The sequence below is a fragment of the Fibrivirga algicola genome (genome assembly GCF_011742925.1).
Classification (GTDB): domain Bacteria; phylum Bacteroidota; class Bacteroidia; order Cytophagales; family Spirosomataceae; genus Fibrella; species Fibrella algicola.
Map to the genome: position 1 here is coordinate 323,620 of NZ_WAEL01000004.1, position 17,744 is coordinate 341,363.

The following is a 17,744-nucleotide window of genomic DNA, read 5'->3' on the forward strand; positions in this document are numbered from 1 at the left end:
TCACCTGAAAAATGGAATCGTAACGGCAACGTAGGTAAGGCCTGAATGACTTCTGAAACGGTTATTGTCATCCAGCACATTTTTTACTGAAGCCGTGTACTCCGTAGTCAGCCACTGGTACCCAACCTTAATACCGACTCGTTGACCTACCAGTGCACGGGCATATACTTCTGTCGCCAGGGTGCCGATGGCATTATCACCCAGCAACTGTAAATTGGCAATAGTTGGCCGGGCCGACTGATTTACATTGCTCCCGGTGAATCGTTGCGTCGAATCAACTCCGGCACTGGTCTTGCCAATAAACGAGCCGGTAGATGAGCGATACTGACCGATCCGTTTCCGGCCGATGGTAATGCCCAGGATGTCGGCGCTGGCACCGATGTCTACAAACTTGAGGTGGATCTCAGCGCGCACACCCAGGTTCAGCGACGTACCTGACGCCGATGACATACTCAACGTGTCGAGTCGGGCCGGCACGAGTGGTGCACCCAGGGCGTAGAAGCCGGTCTTTCCGCCACGCGACAGGTCAGCCGGCGCTGTGATGTAGTCAACATTACTAGCATAAAAGGTTCGAAACGTTGTTTGCCAGCCTACCGACAGAAACTTACTCTTGGTCACACTCAGCAATTGGTAGTAAGAAAGCGAAGGACTAACCTGATCCTTCCGGAAACCAGCTCCCAGATCAAGCCCCGAACTAAGCCGGGTTGATACGGGCGACTGGGCCATCGAAGCCAACGGGAGTAAACAAATTAAAAGGATACGTAGTGTGTTCATGGTCATAAAAAAAAGTCAGAGGTTAAGGCCGGGAAGGCCAACCTCTGACGGCTGTGTAGTCAACTGCAAATATAAGGGTCAATAACTGCCAAAGCAGGTATGCGTTAGGCCAGTGGCTCAAAAGCCGAAGCTTGCTTCAACGTGCGCTCTGCACCCGATTCAGGGTCGTTGTACGTGTAGTCACCCACTTCGATTGAGACCTTCTTACCCATCAACCGGTTTGTATCCAACTCTTTTTTGGCCTCCGCTTCAATACCAGCTGCTTGGCAGAGCTCCATTAGGATGGGCATACCGGCGGGAGAGATATAGAAACGCTGAGAGACAAACCCCTCCTCATTTTCAAAGCGGCAGGCAATGAACGGGATACCCTTGTATTCGCTTTTACCTTCGTCAATATGCGTGATTTCAACCTCATGCCGACCATCTGTCAGGAAGGGTTTATCCAGACCTTCTTCTACCTTAATTTTCATTTCGCTGAGCGTTAGATTCGTAATTTAGTAACGTAAACAACCCAACAAGTGTTAGCTTTCTATAGCGCAAGCTACCCTATTTACTCATTTTACGAGGCCCCGGCCTTTGGCTGGTCATTCGTTTATCGTCAATTCATCAACGTATGAAAACAAATTGGCTACTGCTGTGGCTGTTCCTCTGCCTGAGCAGCTTTCAGGTGAATGGACAGGCACAACCGACCAAAGCGTTTACCTACCACTTTGTTATTACCGAACTACCCGAAAACACCCCGCACGATGCACAGCTTTTTTTAAGTGGTAATTTCACAAAATGGAACTCAGCGCACCCTGATTATCAGTTTCAACACATGCCTGATGGCTCCTATCAACTCACAATCAGGAGTGCATTACCTCGTTTGGAATACAAAGTAACCCGGGGTAATTGGGAATCCGTCGAAGGGAGAGAAAGTGGTAAAGCTCGTACCAACCGCGTGTTATACCAGACCAATCAAACGGGCGTGAGGGAAGTGGATGTTGCCATTCTCAGCTGGGAAGATCTGTCAGGTACGTTCCACTTCTATTCTATCTATGACCTCCTCATGTTGTTCTCGGCCTTTCAGGGCCTTTTACTGCTGATCGCTATTCCCAGCATTCAGAATTATAACCGCTCGGCGAACCGGTGGCTGGTCCTGCTGCTGGGCCTTTCCTCGCTGTTACTCTTCGTTAGAACAGTAGCTACCTACCGGGATGTAGCGCAGGCATACACAAAACTGCTGTTATTGCCCGATCTGATTCTCTTTCTATACGCGCCGATCTTCTATATCTATCTGCGCAAACTACTATTTAACACAAGTATTCCGGCGGCGGGATGGTGGCGGCATTTTGTGCCCGCAGTGGTGCAGGTGATCGTCTACATGCCTTATTTGCTGAGTGACAGTAAGCTACTGCAATTAAAGATTGTGAACCGAGACCCCTGGCTGTCGGGATTATTTCTGCTAGCTGGTTTGCTGGGGCTGGTCTACAATGTCAGCTACTGGTTGCTGTGCCGCCGGACTATACGTACCTACCAGGAACAACACCAAATGAACCTATCGACCGAGCCGCAGGTGCATTACCTGAACACGGTATTGACGGTGCAGGCTGTTTGCCTGGGTCTATGGTTCTTTTTCTTTGGTCTGGTTACAATCGGAAGTCTGGCCGCCGGTGCAGACGGCATTTCTATTGCTGAGAAAAACGTCGATCTGATCTGGCTTACTTTCTCCAGCATTATTTACCTGTTGGGCTATTATGCGATCCATCAGCCGGAGATATTTAAACTTCCCGACACGGAACCCGAACGGAGCCTGGTTATTCCGGTTTCAGTAGAGCAGGTTACCAGCATGCCGGTGCCTCAGCAACTGTCACAGCCAGTTAATCAGGCAATTCCTGATATAACAGCACCCGATCCCCCAACAGCCGGACAAGCTGAATCGCCTACCGCACTGCGCCAGCAAGTAGACGCTTATATTAAACGCCATAAACCCTACACGAACCCGAACCTCACGCTGGCTGAGTTGGCCATACGACTTAGGATTCCACCCCACGTTCTTTCAAAGGTGCTCAATGAAGAGTATAATAAGAACTTCTTCGACTTCATTAATTACCACCGCATCGAAGAGTTGAAACGTCGACTAGATGATCCCGGATTTCGGTCGTATACCGTATTGAGTATGGCTTATGAAGTAGGCTTCAACTCAAAAACCGCCTTTAACAGGTCGTTTAAAAAGCTGACAAATCAAACACCAAGTGAATACCTGAGTATTCACACCAGCCGCCCTGAACTCGTTGAGTAAGCGTGGCCTTTCTCAAAAATAAATAAGTACCAGGCGTGCCTTTTTAAGAAAGCGGCACGCCTTTTTTATCCATAACCCGCTATTAGTCAATCAATTACATGATTGTTTGGTGATTCCGTAGCACTATACGAATCTGACAATAAACTGGAACGACACGAGGGTAGGCATTATATTATTTTTGCAAGAATAAGTTGGCTCTGAATACTCAACCGGGCTGGCTGCATTTTTTCTACCAACAAATAATATTTTCACCTATGAATAACCTCTCTGTCAGAAGGTTTTTCCAAACGGCAGTAGCGACCTGTAGCAGTTCGTTCAACGCGTTTGTGGTGCTGTTGCTACTGGGAACATTCCCGGCACTTGCGCAGGACCAAACGATAACAGGAACAGTCTCGGAAGTTGATGGCTCACCCCTACCCGGTGTAACAGTTGCGCTGAAAGGAACGACTCGCGGTGCGAATACGGACGCCACGGGTTCATTCCGTATTCAGGCTCCAGCCACCGGTACGCTGGTATTTAGTTTTGTGGGCAAGACCCCACAAGAAGTAGTCATTGGCAACAAGACAACTATCAACGTAACGCTGGCCGATGATTCAAAATCGCTGCAGGAGGTTGTTGTTACGGGTTACGGTACGCAACGCCGTAAAGACCTGACAGGCTCGATCGCTTCGATTTCGTCGGAGGAATTCCAAAGGGGTAATATCGTAGCGCCAGAGCAACTCATTGCCGGTAAACTGGCTGGTGTGTCAATTACGCCACCAAGCGGCCAGCCCGGCGGTGGTAGCACCATTCGTATTCGGGGCGGTTCATCGCTCAACGCCAGTAACGATCCGCTTGTGGTTATTGATAACGTACCTGTCGATAACACGGGAATTTCGGGCGCTGCCAACCCGCTTAGCCTGATTAACCCGAATGATATCGAAACCTTTACGGTGTTGAAAGATGCCTCGGCGGCGGCTATCTACGGGGCTCGTGCTGCCAATGGCGTTATCCTGATCACGACAAAGAAAGGGGCAACGGGTGCACCAAAGATCAGCTTTAACTCGCAAGTGTCGATTTCTAAAATTGCGAAAAAGGTGGCTGTGTTAAATGGCGAGCAGTTTCGGTCGCTTATCAATGACGTAACGCCTGCCACTGGCTTTACCACGCCTGAGCAACGCTCACTGACTAGCGGCACGACCAGCACTGACTGGCAAGACCAGATTTATCAGTTGGGTATCAGCAATGATAACAACGTAGCGGTAGCTGGCTCGTACCTAAATATCCCCTACCGCGTATCGTACGGATACACGACACAAAACGGCATTTTGAAGACGTCGAACTTTCAGCGTCATTCAGTGGCAATTAACCTCTCGCCCCGGTTCCTGAACAACGACCTGCGGGTTGAAGTGAGCGCGAAAGGATCGATTGTAAACAACCGATTTGCTGATCAGGGTGCCATTGGTGCGGCGATCAGCTTCGACCCAACCAAACCCGTGTTAAGCGGCAACGCTAACTACGGCGGTTTATACGAATGGCTCGATCCGACAACAGGCCGTCCAAACGGGCAGGCTACCCGCAATCCACTGGGCTTGCTGTACGACAAAGAAGACCGTAACCAGATCAACCGGCTGGTTGGTAACGTGCAGCTCGATTACCGTATGCCATTCCTGCGCGAGCTACGGGCCAACCTGAACTTAGGTCTCGACATCTCGTCGACCGACGGCCGCATTCAGGTGCCTGCTTTTGCTGCTTCCAACTACGGTCGTGGTCAGGGTCGTCCGGGCATTACCGGTGATTTTGCCACAACGGGTGGTATCGACCGCGTTTACTCGCAAACCCGCACGGGCAAAACCCTGGAGTTTTACCTCAACTATGCTAAAGATCTGAAGAGCATCCGGAGCCGCATTGATGCAACGGGTGGTTACTCATACCAGGATTTTGTGCGCGACGAACCAGCCTATGCCGACAACATCGCCAACGGTGCTCAGTACAATCCGGCCGGTAACCCATTCAACACTCAGTATACATTGCTCGCCTTCTTTGGTCGGGTAAACTACACGTTCAACGATAAGTATGTGATAACAGGTACCATTCGCCGCGACGCTACTTCTCGTTTTGGTCAGAACGCCCGTTGGGGTTGGTTCCCGTCGCTGGGAGCATCGTGGAGCATTAAGGATGAGAACTTCCTGAAAGATTCAAAAACGATCTCGGCTCTGAAACTGCGTGTTGGGTACGGTGTAACGGGTCAGCAGGATTTTCCGGCTGGTGTGAGTAACTACCCATACCTGCCAACGTACCTGATCTCGGATCCTACGGCTCAATATCAGTTCGGCAACACATTTATCCGTACTCTGCGGGCGGGTGGTTATGACGCTAACATTAAGTGGGAGGAGACGGAGTCGGTCAATGCCGGTTTAGACTATGCCCTGCTCAACGGCCGTATTTCGGGTAGCATCGACGTGTACAACAAGCTGTCTAAAGACCTGCTGGCTACGATTCCAGTAGCGGCTGGCTCAAACCTGACCAACCAGATTCTGACCAACGTGGGTACGTTGCAAAACCGAGGTATCGAATTCCTGGTAAACACTACGCCTATTCAGCGCGAAGGGCTAACCCTGGACGTTGGATTCAACTACACGTACAACGAGAACAAGATCACCAAGCTGACCAAGGTACCAACACCAAACGATCCGGGTATTCTGGTCGGTGGTATTTCGGGAGGTACGGGCAACACCATCCAGATTCAGACGGTAGGTTACCCAACCAATACGTTCTACGTGAACCGGCAGGTGTACAACGCCAACGGTCAGCCAATCGAAGGGGTGTATGAAGACGCTAATAACAGCGGATCAATTACCATCGATGACCGGTATCGCTACAAATCGTCGAACCCGGTTCAACTGTTCGGTTTCACCACAAACCTGACCGTTGGTAAGTTCAACGCGGGTCTGGTACTGCGCGGAACGGCTGGCAACTACGTGTATAATAACGTTCGCGCCAACACCGGTACGACGCAAAGCCTGGTGAACTCACTCGGCTTCTTGTCGAATGGTTCGGCCAATGTGCTCGATACGCGTTTCCGTTCGCAGCAGTTCTTCTCGGATTACTACGTAGAGAATGCGTCGTTCCTGCGGCTCGACAACCTGAACTTCGGCTATAATTTTGGTCGGGTTATCGACAGCCGGGCCAGTCTGCGCCTGAATGCGACGTTCCAGAACTTGTTTGTGATCACGAAATACTCGGGCCTTGATCCGGAGATTTCGGGTGGTATCGACAACAACTTCTACCCACGTCCACGGATTGGCACGCTGGGTCTCACTCTTGACTTCTAAACGACAAATATCCCCAACCCTCTAAAGGGGGCTAATGCGCTGCTTATTTATCGCGCGAAGCACTAACCCCCTTCTAGGGGGTTGGGGGTAAACCAACTACTGATATGTTTAAATTAACGATAAAAGCAGGTATGCTGGTTGCCGCCATGGCGATGGCTGCGTCGTGTGTCAATGACCTCGACCGCGTACCTAAATACGAAGTGACGTCGGCTTCGGTATACGCCGATTTCGCAAACTACAAGCCGGTACTGGCTCGTCTGTATGCCACCCTGGCCGTTAGCGGTCAGCAGGGGCCTTCGGGTAAGCCCGACATTTCGGGCATCGATGAGGGCACGTCCAACTACATGCGGTTACTCTGGAAACTACAGGAGCTACCCACCGACGAGGCTAAAATTGCCTGGAACGATGCCACCATTCAGGACATCAACAAGATGACCTGGACCTCGAGCGACGGCTTTATCACGGCCATGTACAACCGGATTTTCTACATGATCTCACTGTCAAATGAGTTCATCCGGGAAACGTCTGACGCCAAACTGAGCGAACGGGGCATCACCGGTCAAAATGCGGCCGATGCCAAAACGTACCGGGCTGAAGCTCGCTTTCTGCGTGCTATGGCGTACTTCCACGCCATCGATATGTTCGGTACGGTGCCATTCGTGACTGAGGCTGATGCACCAGGTTCATTCCTGCCCCGTCAGGCAACGCGCGTGGAGCTGTTCAACTATGTAGAAAGCGAACTGAAAGCGATTGAGACCGAACTGGCGGCTCCCGGTGCTGCTGAGTATGGTCGCGCTGATCGCGCCGCTGCACAGGCTATTCTGGCTCGTATGTACCTGAACGCACAGGTATACATTGCTCAACCCAAGTTCACGGAGGCTATCACGTACGCCAAGAAGGTGATCGATTCGGGTGTCTACAAACTCGAACCAACGTATCAGAACCTGTTTACGGCGGATAACAACCTGTCGAAAGAGATCATTTTCCCGATTGCGTTCGACGGTACACGTACCCAGACCTACGGCGGCATGACGTTCCTGGTGCATGCGCAGGTAGGTGGCTCAATGAACGTGAACAACTACGGCGTCAACGGTGGCTGGGCAGGCATTCGCTCTACCCAGAAGCTGGCTGATGTATTCCCCGACGTGACTGCCACGGCCGACAAGCGGGGTACGTTCTACACAGATGGGCAGCAGCGCGAAGTAAACGACCTGGGTACGTTCACAGATGGCTTTGCCGTTTCGAAATACAAGAACGTTACGTCGACGGGTAGGGCTGGTTCTGATCTTCAGTTTGTTGATACCGATTTCCCGTTGATTCGTCTGGCCGATATGTACCTGACCTACGCCGAAGCCGTATTGCGCGGCGGAACGGGTGGCGATCAGGCAACGGCGATCAGCTACGTGAATCTGCTTCGCACTCGGGCTAAAGCAGCAACGGTGACATCGATTAACCTCGAATTCATCCTGGCCGAGCGTGCCCGCGAGCTGTATTGGGAAGGCTACCGCCGCACCGATCTGATTCGCTACGACCGGTTTACGACGAATGTGTATCTGTGGCCATTTAAAGGTGGTACAAAAGAAGGCCGTGCCGTTGATGCCCGGTTTAATCTGTACCCAATTCCGGCAACAGACCTGGTGGCCAACCCCACGTTGAAGCAGAATAACGCAGGCTATTAAATTAATTTGACGTTTGTCGTTTTTGGTTGTGCCGCCACTGAGTACTAATTCCTGGAGTAGCAACACAACTAGAAACGACAAACGACAAGCCATAAACCCAACTAAAAATCAACTCTATTGATATGAAATCGCTACTTAAACGCTTTGTGGTTGCCGCGTCAGCGTTGCTGGTGTTTGCAGCCTGTCAGAAAGAAGAGGAAAAACTCATTCTCGATTTTTCGGCAGTCCCCGTTGTGAGCGTGTCAGCTCCATCGGTTGTACTGGTTAAAGAGAACGCCGATAAAGATGCCCTGACCATTAGCTGGCCCAAGCCAAATTACGGCTATAATGCCGCCGCCAACTACACGATCATGATCGATAAGAAGGGTGGTGATTTTTCAAAAGCTGCATCAATGAATGTTGGCACAGGTTTGTCAAAAACATTCAAAGGAGCCGAACTCAATAGTCTGCTACTGGGTCTGGGACTAACTCCGGCTACAGCGGCTGATATCGACGTGAAGGTAATGTCGGCGTTAGGTGGCCGCACTATTTTATCGTCGGCACTGGCTACAGTGAAAACAACACCTTACCTCGACCGCCTCGACCTAAGCTCGCCCTGGGGCCTGGTAGGTAGTGCTACGGCCAACGGCTGGGATGGCCCCGATCAGCCCTTTTACAAGACAGAAACACCGGGCATATTTGTCGCTTATGTAAACCTGATTGACGGTGACATCAAAATCCGTCAAGACAATAAATGGGAGGTAAACTACGGTGGTTCGGCTGGTAAGCTATCCGCTGGTGGCGATAATATCAAAGTAACGGCAGGTACGTATAAAGTGACCTTCAATCTAAACGCATCTTCCTACGCTGTTGAGAAATTCTCATGGGGTGTTGTTGGTGATGCAACCCTAAACGGCTGGAACGGGCCCGATCAGAACCTGACTTACGACCCTTCGACCGATCAGTGGTTCACGCTGACTACCCTGAAAGCCGGCGACATCAAAATTCGCCAAAATAACGACTGGGCGGTCAACTACGGTGGCTCAGCTGGTAAGCTGTCTGCTGGCGGCGACAACATTAAGATCACCACACCAGGTACATACCTGATTGTGGCCGATCTGAAGCCAACTGGTCTGAAATACACGCTGACTGCAACTAAAGTCTGGGGCTTGGTAGGTGATGCTACGCCAAATGGTTGGGACGGTCCCGATCAGGCATTCCGGCCAGACTTGTCGAAAGACGGCGTCTGGACTCTAACCGGTGTAAAGCTTAAAGTGGGCGAGATGAAAGTTCGGGCCGACAACAAATGGGATACCAACTACGGCGACGATGGAGCTAATGGTACGCTGGAATTGAACGGTGCTAACCTAAAAGTGGCCGCCGCAGGTACGTACGATATCCTGCTTGACTTCTCGAATGCAACCGCCCCAAAGATTACCATTACGAAAAAATAGAAATTGATTGAACCACACTTCATTGACACCTCGCCAGACTTCTGTTTGGCGAGTTTTTTTGTGGCAAATCAAACCTATACGGTCTCAGAGACCTTATACGGTAATAATCAACAACGCTTGCCACCTTGACACCCGAAGTTCTTACCCATACGCCTACCGTTGGCACCAAAATCGTCGGCGCTTCCGGCGTACATTACGAGTTGTTTGTCCGTGCCTTTGCCGATAGTAATAACGACGGTATCGGCGACCTGAACGGCGTTACCCAAAAACTGGATTACCTGCGCGATCTGGGCATTTCGGCCATCTGGCTCATGCCCATCAACCCCTCGCCGACCTACCATAAATACGATATCACCGACTTCTACGGTATTGACCCCGACTACGGTACGTTGGCTGACTTTCGGCGCTTGATCGAAGAGGCGCACAAACGGGATATTGCGGTACTAATGGACCTGGTCATTCACCATACCAGCATCAAACACCACTGGTTTCAGGAGGCGGCTAAAGGGCCCGATAATCCGTATCGCTCCTTCTACAAATGGATGCTTCCAGATGAGATAAAACGCCGGAATCTGGCCACCCGAGACATCACCGCCGACTCGAACGAGCGCAGCCCCTGGCACTATGTACCTGGAGCTAACACCAAAAATCCCGCTACCGAAAAATACTACGGCATGTTCTGGAGCGGCATGCCTGACCTGAACTTCGACCATCGGCCGCTGCGCGAAGAAATCTATAAGATCGTGCGCTACTGGCTCACGGAGGTCGGCGTCGACGGGTTCCGGCTCGATGCCGCCCGGCATTTATACCGCGAAGCCGAAGAGCCCAAGAATCACCAGTTTTGGGAGGAATTCGGGCAGGTAGTGCAGGCGGCGAAGCCCGGCGCATACTTGGTCGGTGAAGTCTGGACCCGCCCCAGTAAGGTGGCTCCTTATTTCCGGGGCTTACAGGCAAACTTCAACTTTGACCTGGCACTTGAGTTGGAAGAAATCATTCGGCGGGGTAACGACGAGAACGACGTAATGGCCTTTCTGCATGAAACCCAGTTGGCCTACGGGGAAGTCAACGATCAATTTATCGACGCGCTGATTTTATCGAACCATGACCAGAACCGGATTGGTAGCCTGCTGAAAGGTGACCAGAATAAACTGAAAGTGGCCGCCAACCTGCTGCTCACACTGCCCGGCAATCCCTATCTGTATTATGGCGAAGAGATCGGCATGCTTGGCATGAAGCCCGATGAGCATATCCGTGAACCGTTCATCTGGAACGTCGGCAAAAACGATCCCAACCGCGCCCGGTGGATGCCCGCCCGCTACTCAACCAGCCGCACAGTGCGGCCCCTGGCACAGCAACAGACCGATCCCACGTCGCTGTTTCAACATTACAAACGGCTGATCGCCTTTCGGAATGGGCATCCAATTCTGACTGATAACCGCAGCCGCCTGCGGTTAAGTGGTATCCGGCAGAAAGGGATCATTGCCTTTGGCCGGCAGAATGCCCAGGGAAGCGTTTGGATTGTGCAAAATTTGAGCAAGTCGCCGATCAATGTGGTGTTATCGGCCGCTGAGCAAGCCGTTGACGCTGTTCAATTTCATACCCTTCCAAGTACGTTGCTGACTAAAGGCACCCTGGCACTTCCTGCCTTTGGCCTGGCGGTATTGGGCTAACAAGGGGGTTGCTGGCAACAGGACCAAAGTAGTGCCTGTAGCCAGCAACACTCCCAACTCCCAGCCGTATTCAATTACCCATTTACCCATTTAGGAAGTACATTTGCCAAATCGTCGCCCCCGCCGCGCCCCATGCCGCAACTTAGTACGCGCCACCTGCTTGGCATTAAAGACCTGAACCAGAACGACATTCAGCTTATTCTGGAGACAGCAACGCAATTCAAAGACGTTATTAACCGGCCGATCAAGAAGGTCCCGTCGCTACGGGACATCACGATTGCCAACGTCTTTTTTGAAAATTCGACCCGTACCCGCCTGTCGTTCGAACTGGCCGAAAAGCGCCTTTCGGCCGATGTTGTTAACTTTTCGGCGTCGGGTAGTTCCGTAAAAAAAGGTGAGACACTGCTCGATACCGTCAACAACATTTTGGCCATGAAGGTCGATATGATTGTGATGCGCCATAGCAGTCCCGGTGCACCGCATTACCTGTCGACACGCATACCGGCCAATGTGGTGAATGCAGGCGATGGCACCCACGAGCACCCGACGCAGGCCCTGCTCGACTCGTTTTCAATGCGCGAAAAACTGGGTGATCTGGCGGGGAAACGGGTGGCGATTATTGGCGATATCACTCACTCGCGGGTGGCCCTGTCCAATATTTTCTGCTTACAGAAGCAAGGTGCCGACGTAATGGTTTGCGGCCCTACGACCCTGATTCCAAAACACATGGCCGCACTTGGGGTGCGTATCGGACACGATGTGCGCGAAGCTCTGCAGTGGTGCGATGTGGCCAACGTGCTTCGTATCCAGCTGGAGCGGCAGCAGATCAAGTATTTCCCCAGCCTACGCGAATACAGCCTCTACTACGGCATTAGTAAGCAAATGCTAGACGAACTTGACCGGCCGATCGTGCTGATGCACCCGGGGCCAATAAACCGGGGGGTCGAACTTACCTCCGACGCGGCCGATTCGCCCCACAGCATCATCCTCGATCAGGTAGAAAATGGAGTAGCCGTTCGCATGGCGGTGCTGTACCTCCTGGCGCAGGAAAGGTAATTTTTGGGTTTGCTGTGTGCGGTTTGACGTTACGCTGCTTCTCAACAAGTATGGTGATCTGGCAGTACAACGTCAAACCACACACAGCAAACTATAAAATCTGCCCTGCCATGTGGGCATCGAAAGCGGCCAGGTAAGTCCGTGAGACGGGTATCTCCCGCTTCGAGCCGCTCATGGTCAGCTGGTAGCCGCGGCTGTTTCCGGTAGTGTGGCTAACTGCCCGAAGGTTGATCAGATACGACCGATGACACCGAAAAAACTGCGGGTTATGCGCCACAGCGGCCTCTACATCTTTCAGGGTGCTGCGCAACAGAGTCTTCTGGGGAAACATGAAGTTCAGCCAATGCACCTCCACATAATTGCCTACCGCCTCAACATAAATTAACTGATTGGGCAACAGGCTTAACTGTTCGTTTCCCGTTTCACCCGTTAGCAAAATCCCTCTTGGCAACACGGGTTCGACCGGCGTTGTGGGTACGTTGGGCCGGTGAAGTTGCCCAAGCTGCTTGTTGAGCTGTTGGGCATGGGCCAGATTGCGGCTCAACCGACGACGTTCTGCGGCCATTACACCCAGCAGAATCGGGAAAAAGCCAAATCCGGTAACCAACGCGTACATCGACAGAAAAGGTAGCCCCGGCAGCTTGAGCGCGACTAATACCAACTGATTGCCAACCGTTACTCCCAAAAGCACAAACAGACTATGCAGGATATGGCGACCAACAGTCCACTTATCTTCGTCGTACCAGCCGGGGAACAAGCGCGGTGCCAGTAGATTTACCAGCAGCGAAGACACACCGCAAGCCAGACCGAATAACCCATGCAAAAAGAGACGATCGGGCCAATTGTAGCGGCCAATATTCAACAGGTTCAGCAGGACAAAGATGTACACCGCCGCCATCATGGCCAGCCGACCCTGATTTTGCCAGCTGAAATCCTCGGCTAATGGCCTGTTTAGCCATCGATTTATCCGTTCAATCATACGACAAAAGTAAGCTCAAAGCATCCTCACTGGCTAGGCCATCTACGATTAGCCGAATTAAGTAAACGCAGGTGGATCTGGTGATGCCGACCGTTGGTTTTGCCCCTATTTTTGTCGTATGCAGAACGCCTCCTTTCGGACCCCTACCCTATTTGCTTCTTACCCAGAGCTGATTGCCGCTGAAAGTACGCGTCATGGCGGCATCAGCCCGACTCCATATAATTCGCTGAACCTGGGAATTAACACCGACGATTTGCCCGAAAACGTTGCCGAAAACCGGCGGATTTGGTTTGCTAACTGGGGCCTGACCGAAGCGAACGTGGCCACCTCCTATCAGGTTCACGGCACGTCGGTTCAGGTAGTTACCGAACCGGGGCGCACCTCTGGCTTCGACGCCCTAATCACCAACGTACCTGGCTTACTTGTGGGTGTAACCGTAGCCGACTGCACACCCATTCTCGTTTACGACCGCCTAAACCGGGCCGTGGCCGCCATACATGCAGGGTGGCGGGGCACAGTGGGTGCCATTGTCACCAAAACACTGCTAACCATGCAACAACAATATGGCACTCAGCCCGCTGATTGCCTTGCTTACATAGGCACGTGTATCGACGCCTGCTCCTTTGACGTGGGAATGGAAGTGGCGGCGCAGTTCAACCCCAGCCGAATCACAATCGATCCCGCTACCGGCAAGGCACTGGTTGACCTGAAACAGGCAAACGCCGATCAGCTACGGGCATTCGGGCTCGCTGACAACCAACTTGAACTCTCAACCTATTCTACAGTGCTACATAATGCAGACTATTTCTCGCACAGACTTGAACGCGGAGTAACCGGACGGATGCTGGCGGTCATTGGTTGTCGATGAGTCTAACAGCTCCTGTGCAATGCAATAAAATTCCGGCAACTATTCCCGTGTGCTAAGGCTATTCACGAAGGTTTGGCTGTCCGTCAAAAACATTGTTACTTGCCAGTACCGGGTAGCGGAGCTCCTTTGCTGCTCTTTTGTACTTAAATAATCTCATTATCATGAATCGTTCAGAATTCCTGAAATTAGCTTTTGGAACGGCTGCCGGGCTTACGCTGACCCCAGGCCGTTTATTCGCTCAGCAGGCTGGTCCTTTTACGTTAGCACCTCTGCCCTACGACGCCGCTGCTCTGGAGCCACATATCGACAAAATGACCATGGAAATTCACCATGACCGGCACCATAAAGCGTATGTCGACAATCTGAACAAAGCAGTTGCAGGCACACCAATGGCCAGTATGACTATCGACCAACTGGTTCGGAGCATCGATGAGAAAACGCCCGCCGCAGTGCGTAACAACGGCGGTGGCCACTGGAACCATACCTTCTTCTGGAACACCTTGTCGCCAAAAGGCGGTGGACAACCCAAAGGAGCCTTGGCCGACGCAATCAACAAAAAATTTGGCTCCTTCGATAAGTTCAAAGAAGAGTGGGCCAAGGCGGCTACCGGCCGATTCGGTTCTGGCTGGGTATGGTTGATCAAAACGGGCAACGGAGTCGACATTGTATCGACTCCCAATCAGGACAACCCGCTGATGAAACTAGCTGGCACGTCGGGTACGCCCCTCATTGGCCTGGATGTCTGGGAACATGCCTACTACCTGAAATACCAAAACAAACGGCCAGACTACGTAACTGCCGCCTGGAACCTATACGATTGGGATAAGGCGTCTAAAGCGTTCGCTTAGTAAGGCTGCATAGGAGCAACAAAAAGCGGCGGTATCTAGTCACTGATTTGTGATTAGATACCGCCGCTTTTATAGTAAACGGCGTCAAGATTTACACTTGATTCATCGGGAGGTATACGTGGAATTCGGTGCCCTTACCTACTTCACTGTCCAGGGTAATTACCCCTTTATGATTCTCAACTACCTTTCGGGTAGTGGCAAGCCCGATGCCGGACCCTTCAAATTGCCGACGGCCATGTAACCGGTTAAACAGGCCGAAAATAGTTTCGTGGTTATTAGGGTCAATACCGATACCGTTGTCTCTAATCGAGATCTGAGCGTAAATCGAATCGGCCGACGTTGCCAGGTTAGGTACGTTAGGGCCCTCTACCACCCGTGCCGATATAGTAATAAGTGGTGTTCGATCGGCAGGTACAAATTTCAAGGCATTGGTTAGCAGATTTTGGAAGAGTTGACGAAGCTGCTGCTCATCACCGGGAATAATCGGTACGGGCGGCTTCAGACGCACAATTCCGTTTCGTTCCTGTATGAGAACGCTCAGATCGAGAATAAGCTCATTGAAGAGATCTTCCAGGTGCACAACACCCTGAGGTTTTTGTTCATTGCTAAGCCGGGCATACGATAGCAATGATTGGATAAGCGTACTCATTCGATCAGATGCAGCCTGCATCCGATCAATCATCCCAATCCCTTCGTGGCCAATCGTAGGCCCATAATGGGCCTTCAATAATTCGCCAAACGCCCTGATCTTGCGTAGTGGCTCCTGCAAGTCATGGCTGGCAACATAAGCGAATTGCTCCAGGCTTTGGTTGGATTGCTGGAGGGCGGTGTTGCTTTGAATTAATGCCTGCTGTTGCCGGTATTGCTCAGTGACGTTTCGGAAAACGATCAGAATCATGACAACATCCCCCTTCGCATTGCGCACCGGTCCAATGTATACTTCGCTACGCCAGCCGCCCCAGTGATCAGAGAAAAAGTGTGACTCTCCGGTGAGCGCCGTGCCGAGGTAATTGCGCCAATCTTCCCTGAAATCGGGTAATACATTATTCTCCAGCAGCCCCCCCGTTAGTTCTTCGGGGTCGGTGTTGATCAGCAAACCGGGTAACGTTCCGCTGGCAATGAGCACCTTCTTGAAATAATTGGTTACGATGACCCCCACTTCGGGCACAGTAGACGAGAGCGCCTTAAACAGGATGGAGTCGCTCAACATCGTTTCCTGGGCCAGCCGTAATTCTGAGATGTCGGTAAACGCCACAATAGCCCGCTTTCCGTCACCCACTGCTTCAATAGTGAGATCGAACCAGGAAGCGGTATCGGTACGCCGGATGTGGTAGAAAAAATCTTGACGGTGGGGGATTCCAGACTCAATTACCTGGATCACCTTCACCCACAAATCGGTCTTAAGCGTATCAGGAAACAGTTTCTCAACCAGTTCGCCTTTGACTTGATCCCGGTTAAGGCCCGTAATCTGTTCGGCACGCCGATTCATCAAAACAAGTCGAAAGCTTTGGCCAGCATTGCGGCTTTCTTCTTCAACGGCTTCGTAGACAACTATACCACTGGCCGATTGATCTAACGCTAATTGCAAAAGCCCATCAGAATAGCTGTTCAAGATGGTGGATGTTTCAGAAGACGTAGAATGCATTCCCTAACGCGTACAGTTAATCAACTACCCTAGCAAAATTATAGGCAATTTGATTGGTAACGTAGCCAGATAAGAGGCTGTTTCAAAAAATACGTCAACGGGACTATCTGTTCGGGGGCTTAGGAAGAAGACTACATCGTTTGACGACCGTTTTTCGTAATTTCGCCCGGCAAAACTTCGTCACTAGTTATGACCGACTTATCAGAGTACAACGAAATACCTTCGCTCGACCTGGCTGATTTCACCTCCGGTGATCAGGCTCGCCGCAACCAGTTTGTGGCCGATTTAGGCAATGCCTTCACCAATATTGGCTTTGTTGCCATTCAAAATCACGGTCTCAGCGATGAGTTGACCAACAGTCTATATTCGTCGACGCAATCGTTTTTCTCAGCATCCGATGAGGTAAAAAAGAAGTATGAACATCTGGAATTGAATGGTCAGCGTGGCTATATCGGAAAGGGGCGCGAAACAGCAAAAGGCTTCAAGGTAGCCGATCTTAAGGAATTCTACCACATCGGCCAACCCGAGCCTGAGGGCGATATGCCTGCCAATGTTTTACCCGTAGAATACCCCGACTTTAGCAAATATTCAGTCGACACCTACCGTATTCTGGAACAAACCGGAAAGACGCTCTTGCGGGCCATTGCTCTGTATTTGAACCTACCGGAAGATTACTTCGAAGCTAAAGTTCGGAACGGAGACAGCATTCTGCGTGCCCTGCATTACTTCCCGCTCGACCCGGCCACTACGCCAGATGGTGCTGTTCGGGCTGCTGCTCATGGCGACATAAATCTGATCACGCTGCTGATGGGTGCTTCAGCCGACGGACTCGAAGTACTTCGCCGCGATGGTCAGTGGATTGCCATTACTGCACTCCCCAATCAGATCATTGTGAATGTCGGTGATATGCTCGACCGATTGACCAACCATCGTTTGAAATCGACAATTCACCGGGTTGTGAATCCGCCCAGGGAAAAAATGGGTACGTCACGCTATTCGATCCCGTTCTTTATGCATCCACGCGCTGACATGAATCTGGCCAGTTTGGAGAGTTGCATCGATTCGCAAAATCCCAAGCTCTACTCAGACATGACTGCCGGCGAGTTTCTTAATGAGCGCCTAATGGAGTTGGGTCTGAAAAAATAGTACAGACCCGCTCTTAGTATGAGGTCTGGAAAGTTGTCTTTTCGCACAAGT

The 17,744-nt window shown here is 51.4% G+C and carries 13 protein-coding genes; 9 read left to right on the forward strand and 4 right to left on the reverse strand.

Going from position 1 to position 17,744, the window contains the following annotated elements; genetic code table 11:
* Positions 1 to 774, reverse strand: coding sequence for a hypothetical protein (locus F7231_RS12745; protein WP_166692171.1), 774 nt, complete (start codon positions 772 to 774; stop codon positions 1 to 3).
* 104 nt (positions 775 to 878) lie between these two features.
* Entirely contained in the window at positions 879 to 1,244 is a 366-nt protein-coding gene (locus F7231_RS12750; RefSeq protein WP_085413534.1) for a hypothetical protein, read from the reverse strand.
* A 143-nt stretch (positions 1,245 to 1,387) separates the two neighbouring features.
* Between F7231_RS12750 and F7231_RS12755 the strand changes: the two genes are divergently transcribed.
* The 6 genes from F7231_RS12755 to F7231_RS12780 all read left to right on the forward strand — a co-directional run bounded on the left by F7231_RS12755 (position 1,388) and on the right by F7231_RS12780 (position 12,207).
* A complete protein-coding gene (locus F7231_RS12755) occupies positions 1,388 to 3,055 on the forward strand; it encodes a helix-turn-helix domain-containing protein (RefSeq protein WP_166692172.1) in 1,668 nt (555 codons plus the stop codon).
* 254 nt (positions 3,056 to 3,309) lie between these two features.
* Positions 3,310 to 6,369 carry a SusC/RagA family TonB-linked outer membrane protein gene (locus tag F7231_RS12760; RefSeq protein WP_166692173.1) on the forward strand — a complete coding sequence of 1,020 codons (3,060 nt, stop codon included), beginning with the start codon at positions 3,310 to 3,312 and terminating at the stop codon, positions 6,367 to 6,369.
* A 104-nt stretch (positions 6,370 to 6,473) separates the two neighbouring features.
* Positions 6,474 to 8,048, forward strand: coding sequence for a RagB/SusD family nutrient uptake outer membrane protein (locus tag F7231_RS12765; RefSeq protein WP_166692174.1), 1,575 nt, complete (start codon positions 6,474 to 6,476; stop codon positions 8,046 to 8,048).
* 122 nt (positions 8,049 to 8,170) lie between these two features.
* Entirely contained in the window at positions 8,171 to 9,481 is a 1,311-nt protein-coding gene (locus F7231_RS12770) for a SusE domain-containing protein (RefSeq protein ID WP_166692175.1), read from the forward strand.
* Positions 9,482 to 9,606: 125 nt separating this feature from the next.
* Positions 9,607 to 11,151: an alpha-amylase family glycosyl hydrolase gene (locus F7231_RS12775; RefSeq protein ID WP_166692176.1), complete on the forward strand. Its 1,545-nt coding sequence runs from the start codon at positions 9,607 to 9,609 to the stop codon at positions 11,149 to 11,151.
* Positions 11,152 to 11,283: 132 nt separating this feature from the next.
* On the forward strand, positions 11,284 to 12,207 hold the full coding sequence (locus tag F7231_RS12780; RefSeq protein WP_085413525.1) for an aspartate carbamoyltransferase catalytic subunit: 924 nt from the start codon (positions 11,284 to 11,286) through the stop codon (positions 12,205 to 12,207).
* Between the two features lie 91 nt (positions 12,208 to 12,298).
* Here F7231_RS12780 and F7231_RS12785 read toward each other — a convergent pair whose 3' ends face one another.
* On the reverse strand, positions 12,299 to 13,186 hold the full coding sequence (locus tag F7231_RS12785; RefSeq protein ID WP_166692177.1) for a LytR/AlgR family response regulator transcription factor: 888 nt from the start codon (positions 13,184 to 13,186) through the stop codon (positions 12,299 to 12,301).
* A gap of 118 nt (positions 13,187 to 13,304) precedes the next feature.
* Between F7231_RS12785 and pgeF the strand changes: the two genes are divergently transcribed.
* Positions 13,305 to 14,054: a peptidoglycan editing factor PgeF gene (gene pgeF, locus F7231_RS12790; protein WP_166692178.1), complete on the forward strand. Its 750-nt coding sequence runs from the start codon at positions 13,305 to 13,307 to the stop codon at positions 14,052 to 14,054.
* A gap of 161 nt (positions 14,055 to 14,215) precedes the next feature.
* On the forward strand, positions 14,216 to 14,902 hold the full coding sequence (locus tag F7231_RS12795; protein ID WP_166692179.1) for a superoxide dismutase: 687 nt from the start codon (positions 14,216 to 14,218) through the stop codon (positions 14,900 to 14,902).
* A 91-nt stretch (positions 14,903 to 14,993) separates the two neighbouring features.
* On the opposite strand, the gene F7231_RS12800 is transcribed toward F7231_RS12795, so the two are convergent.
* Complete coding sequence (locus F7231_RS12800) at positions 14,994 to 16,514, reverse strand: sensor histidine kinase (RefSeq protein WP_229369872.1); 1,521 nt, start codon at positions 16,512 to 16,514, stop codon at positions 14,994 to 14,996.
* Positions 16,515 to 16,736: 222 nt separating this feature from the next.
* Here F7231_RS12800 and F7231_RS12805 point away from each other — a divergent pair, with 222 nt between their 5' ends.
* Complete coding sequence (locus F7231_RS12805) at positions 16,737 to 17,693, forward strand: isopenicillin N synthase family dioxygenase (protein ID WP_166692181.1); 957 nt, start codon at positions 16,737 to 16,739, stop codon at positions 17,691 to 17,693.
* The last annotated feature ends 51 nt before the right edge of the window (positions 17,694 to 17,744 follow it).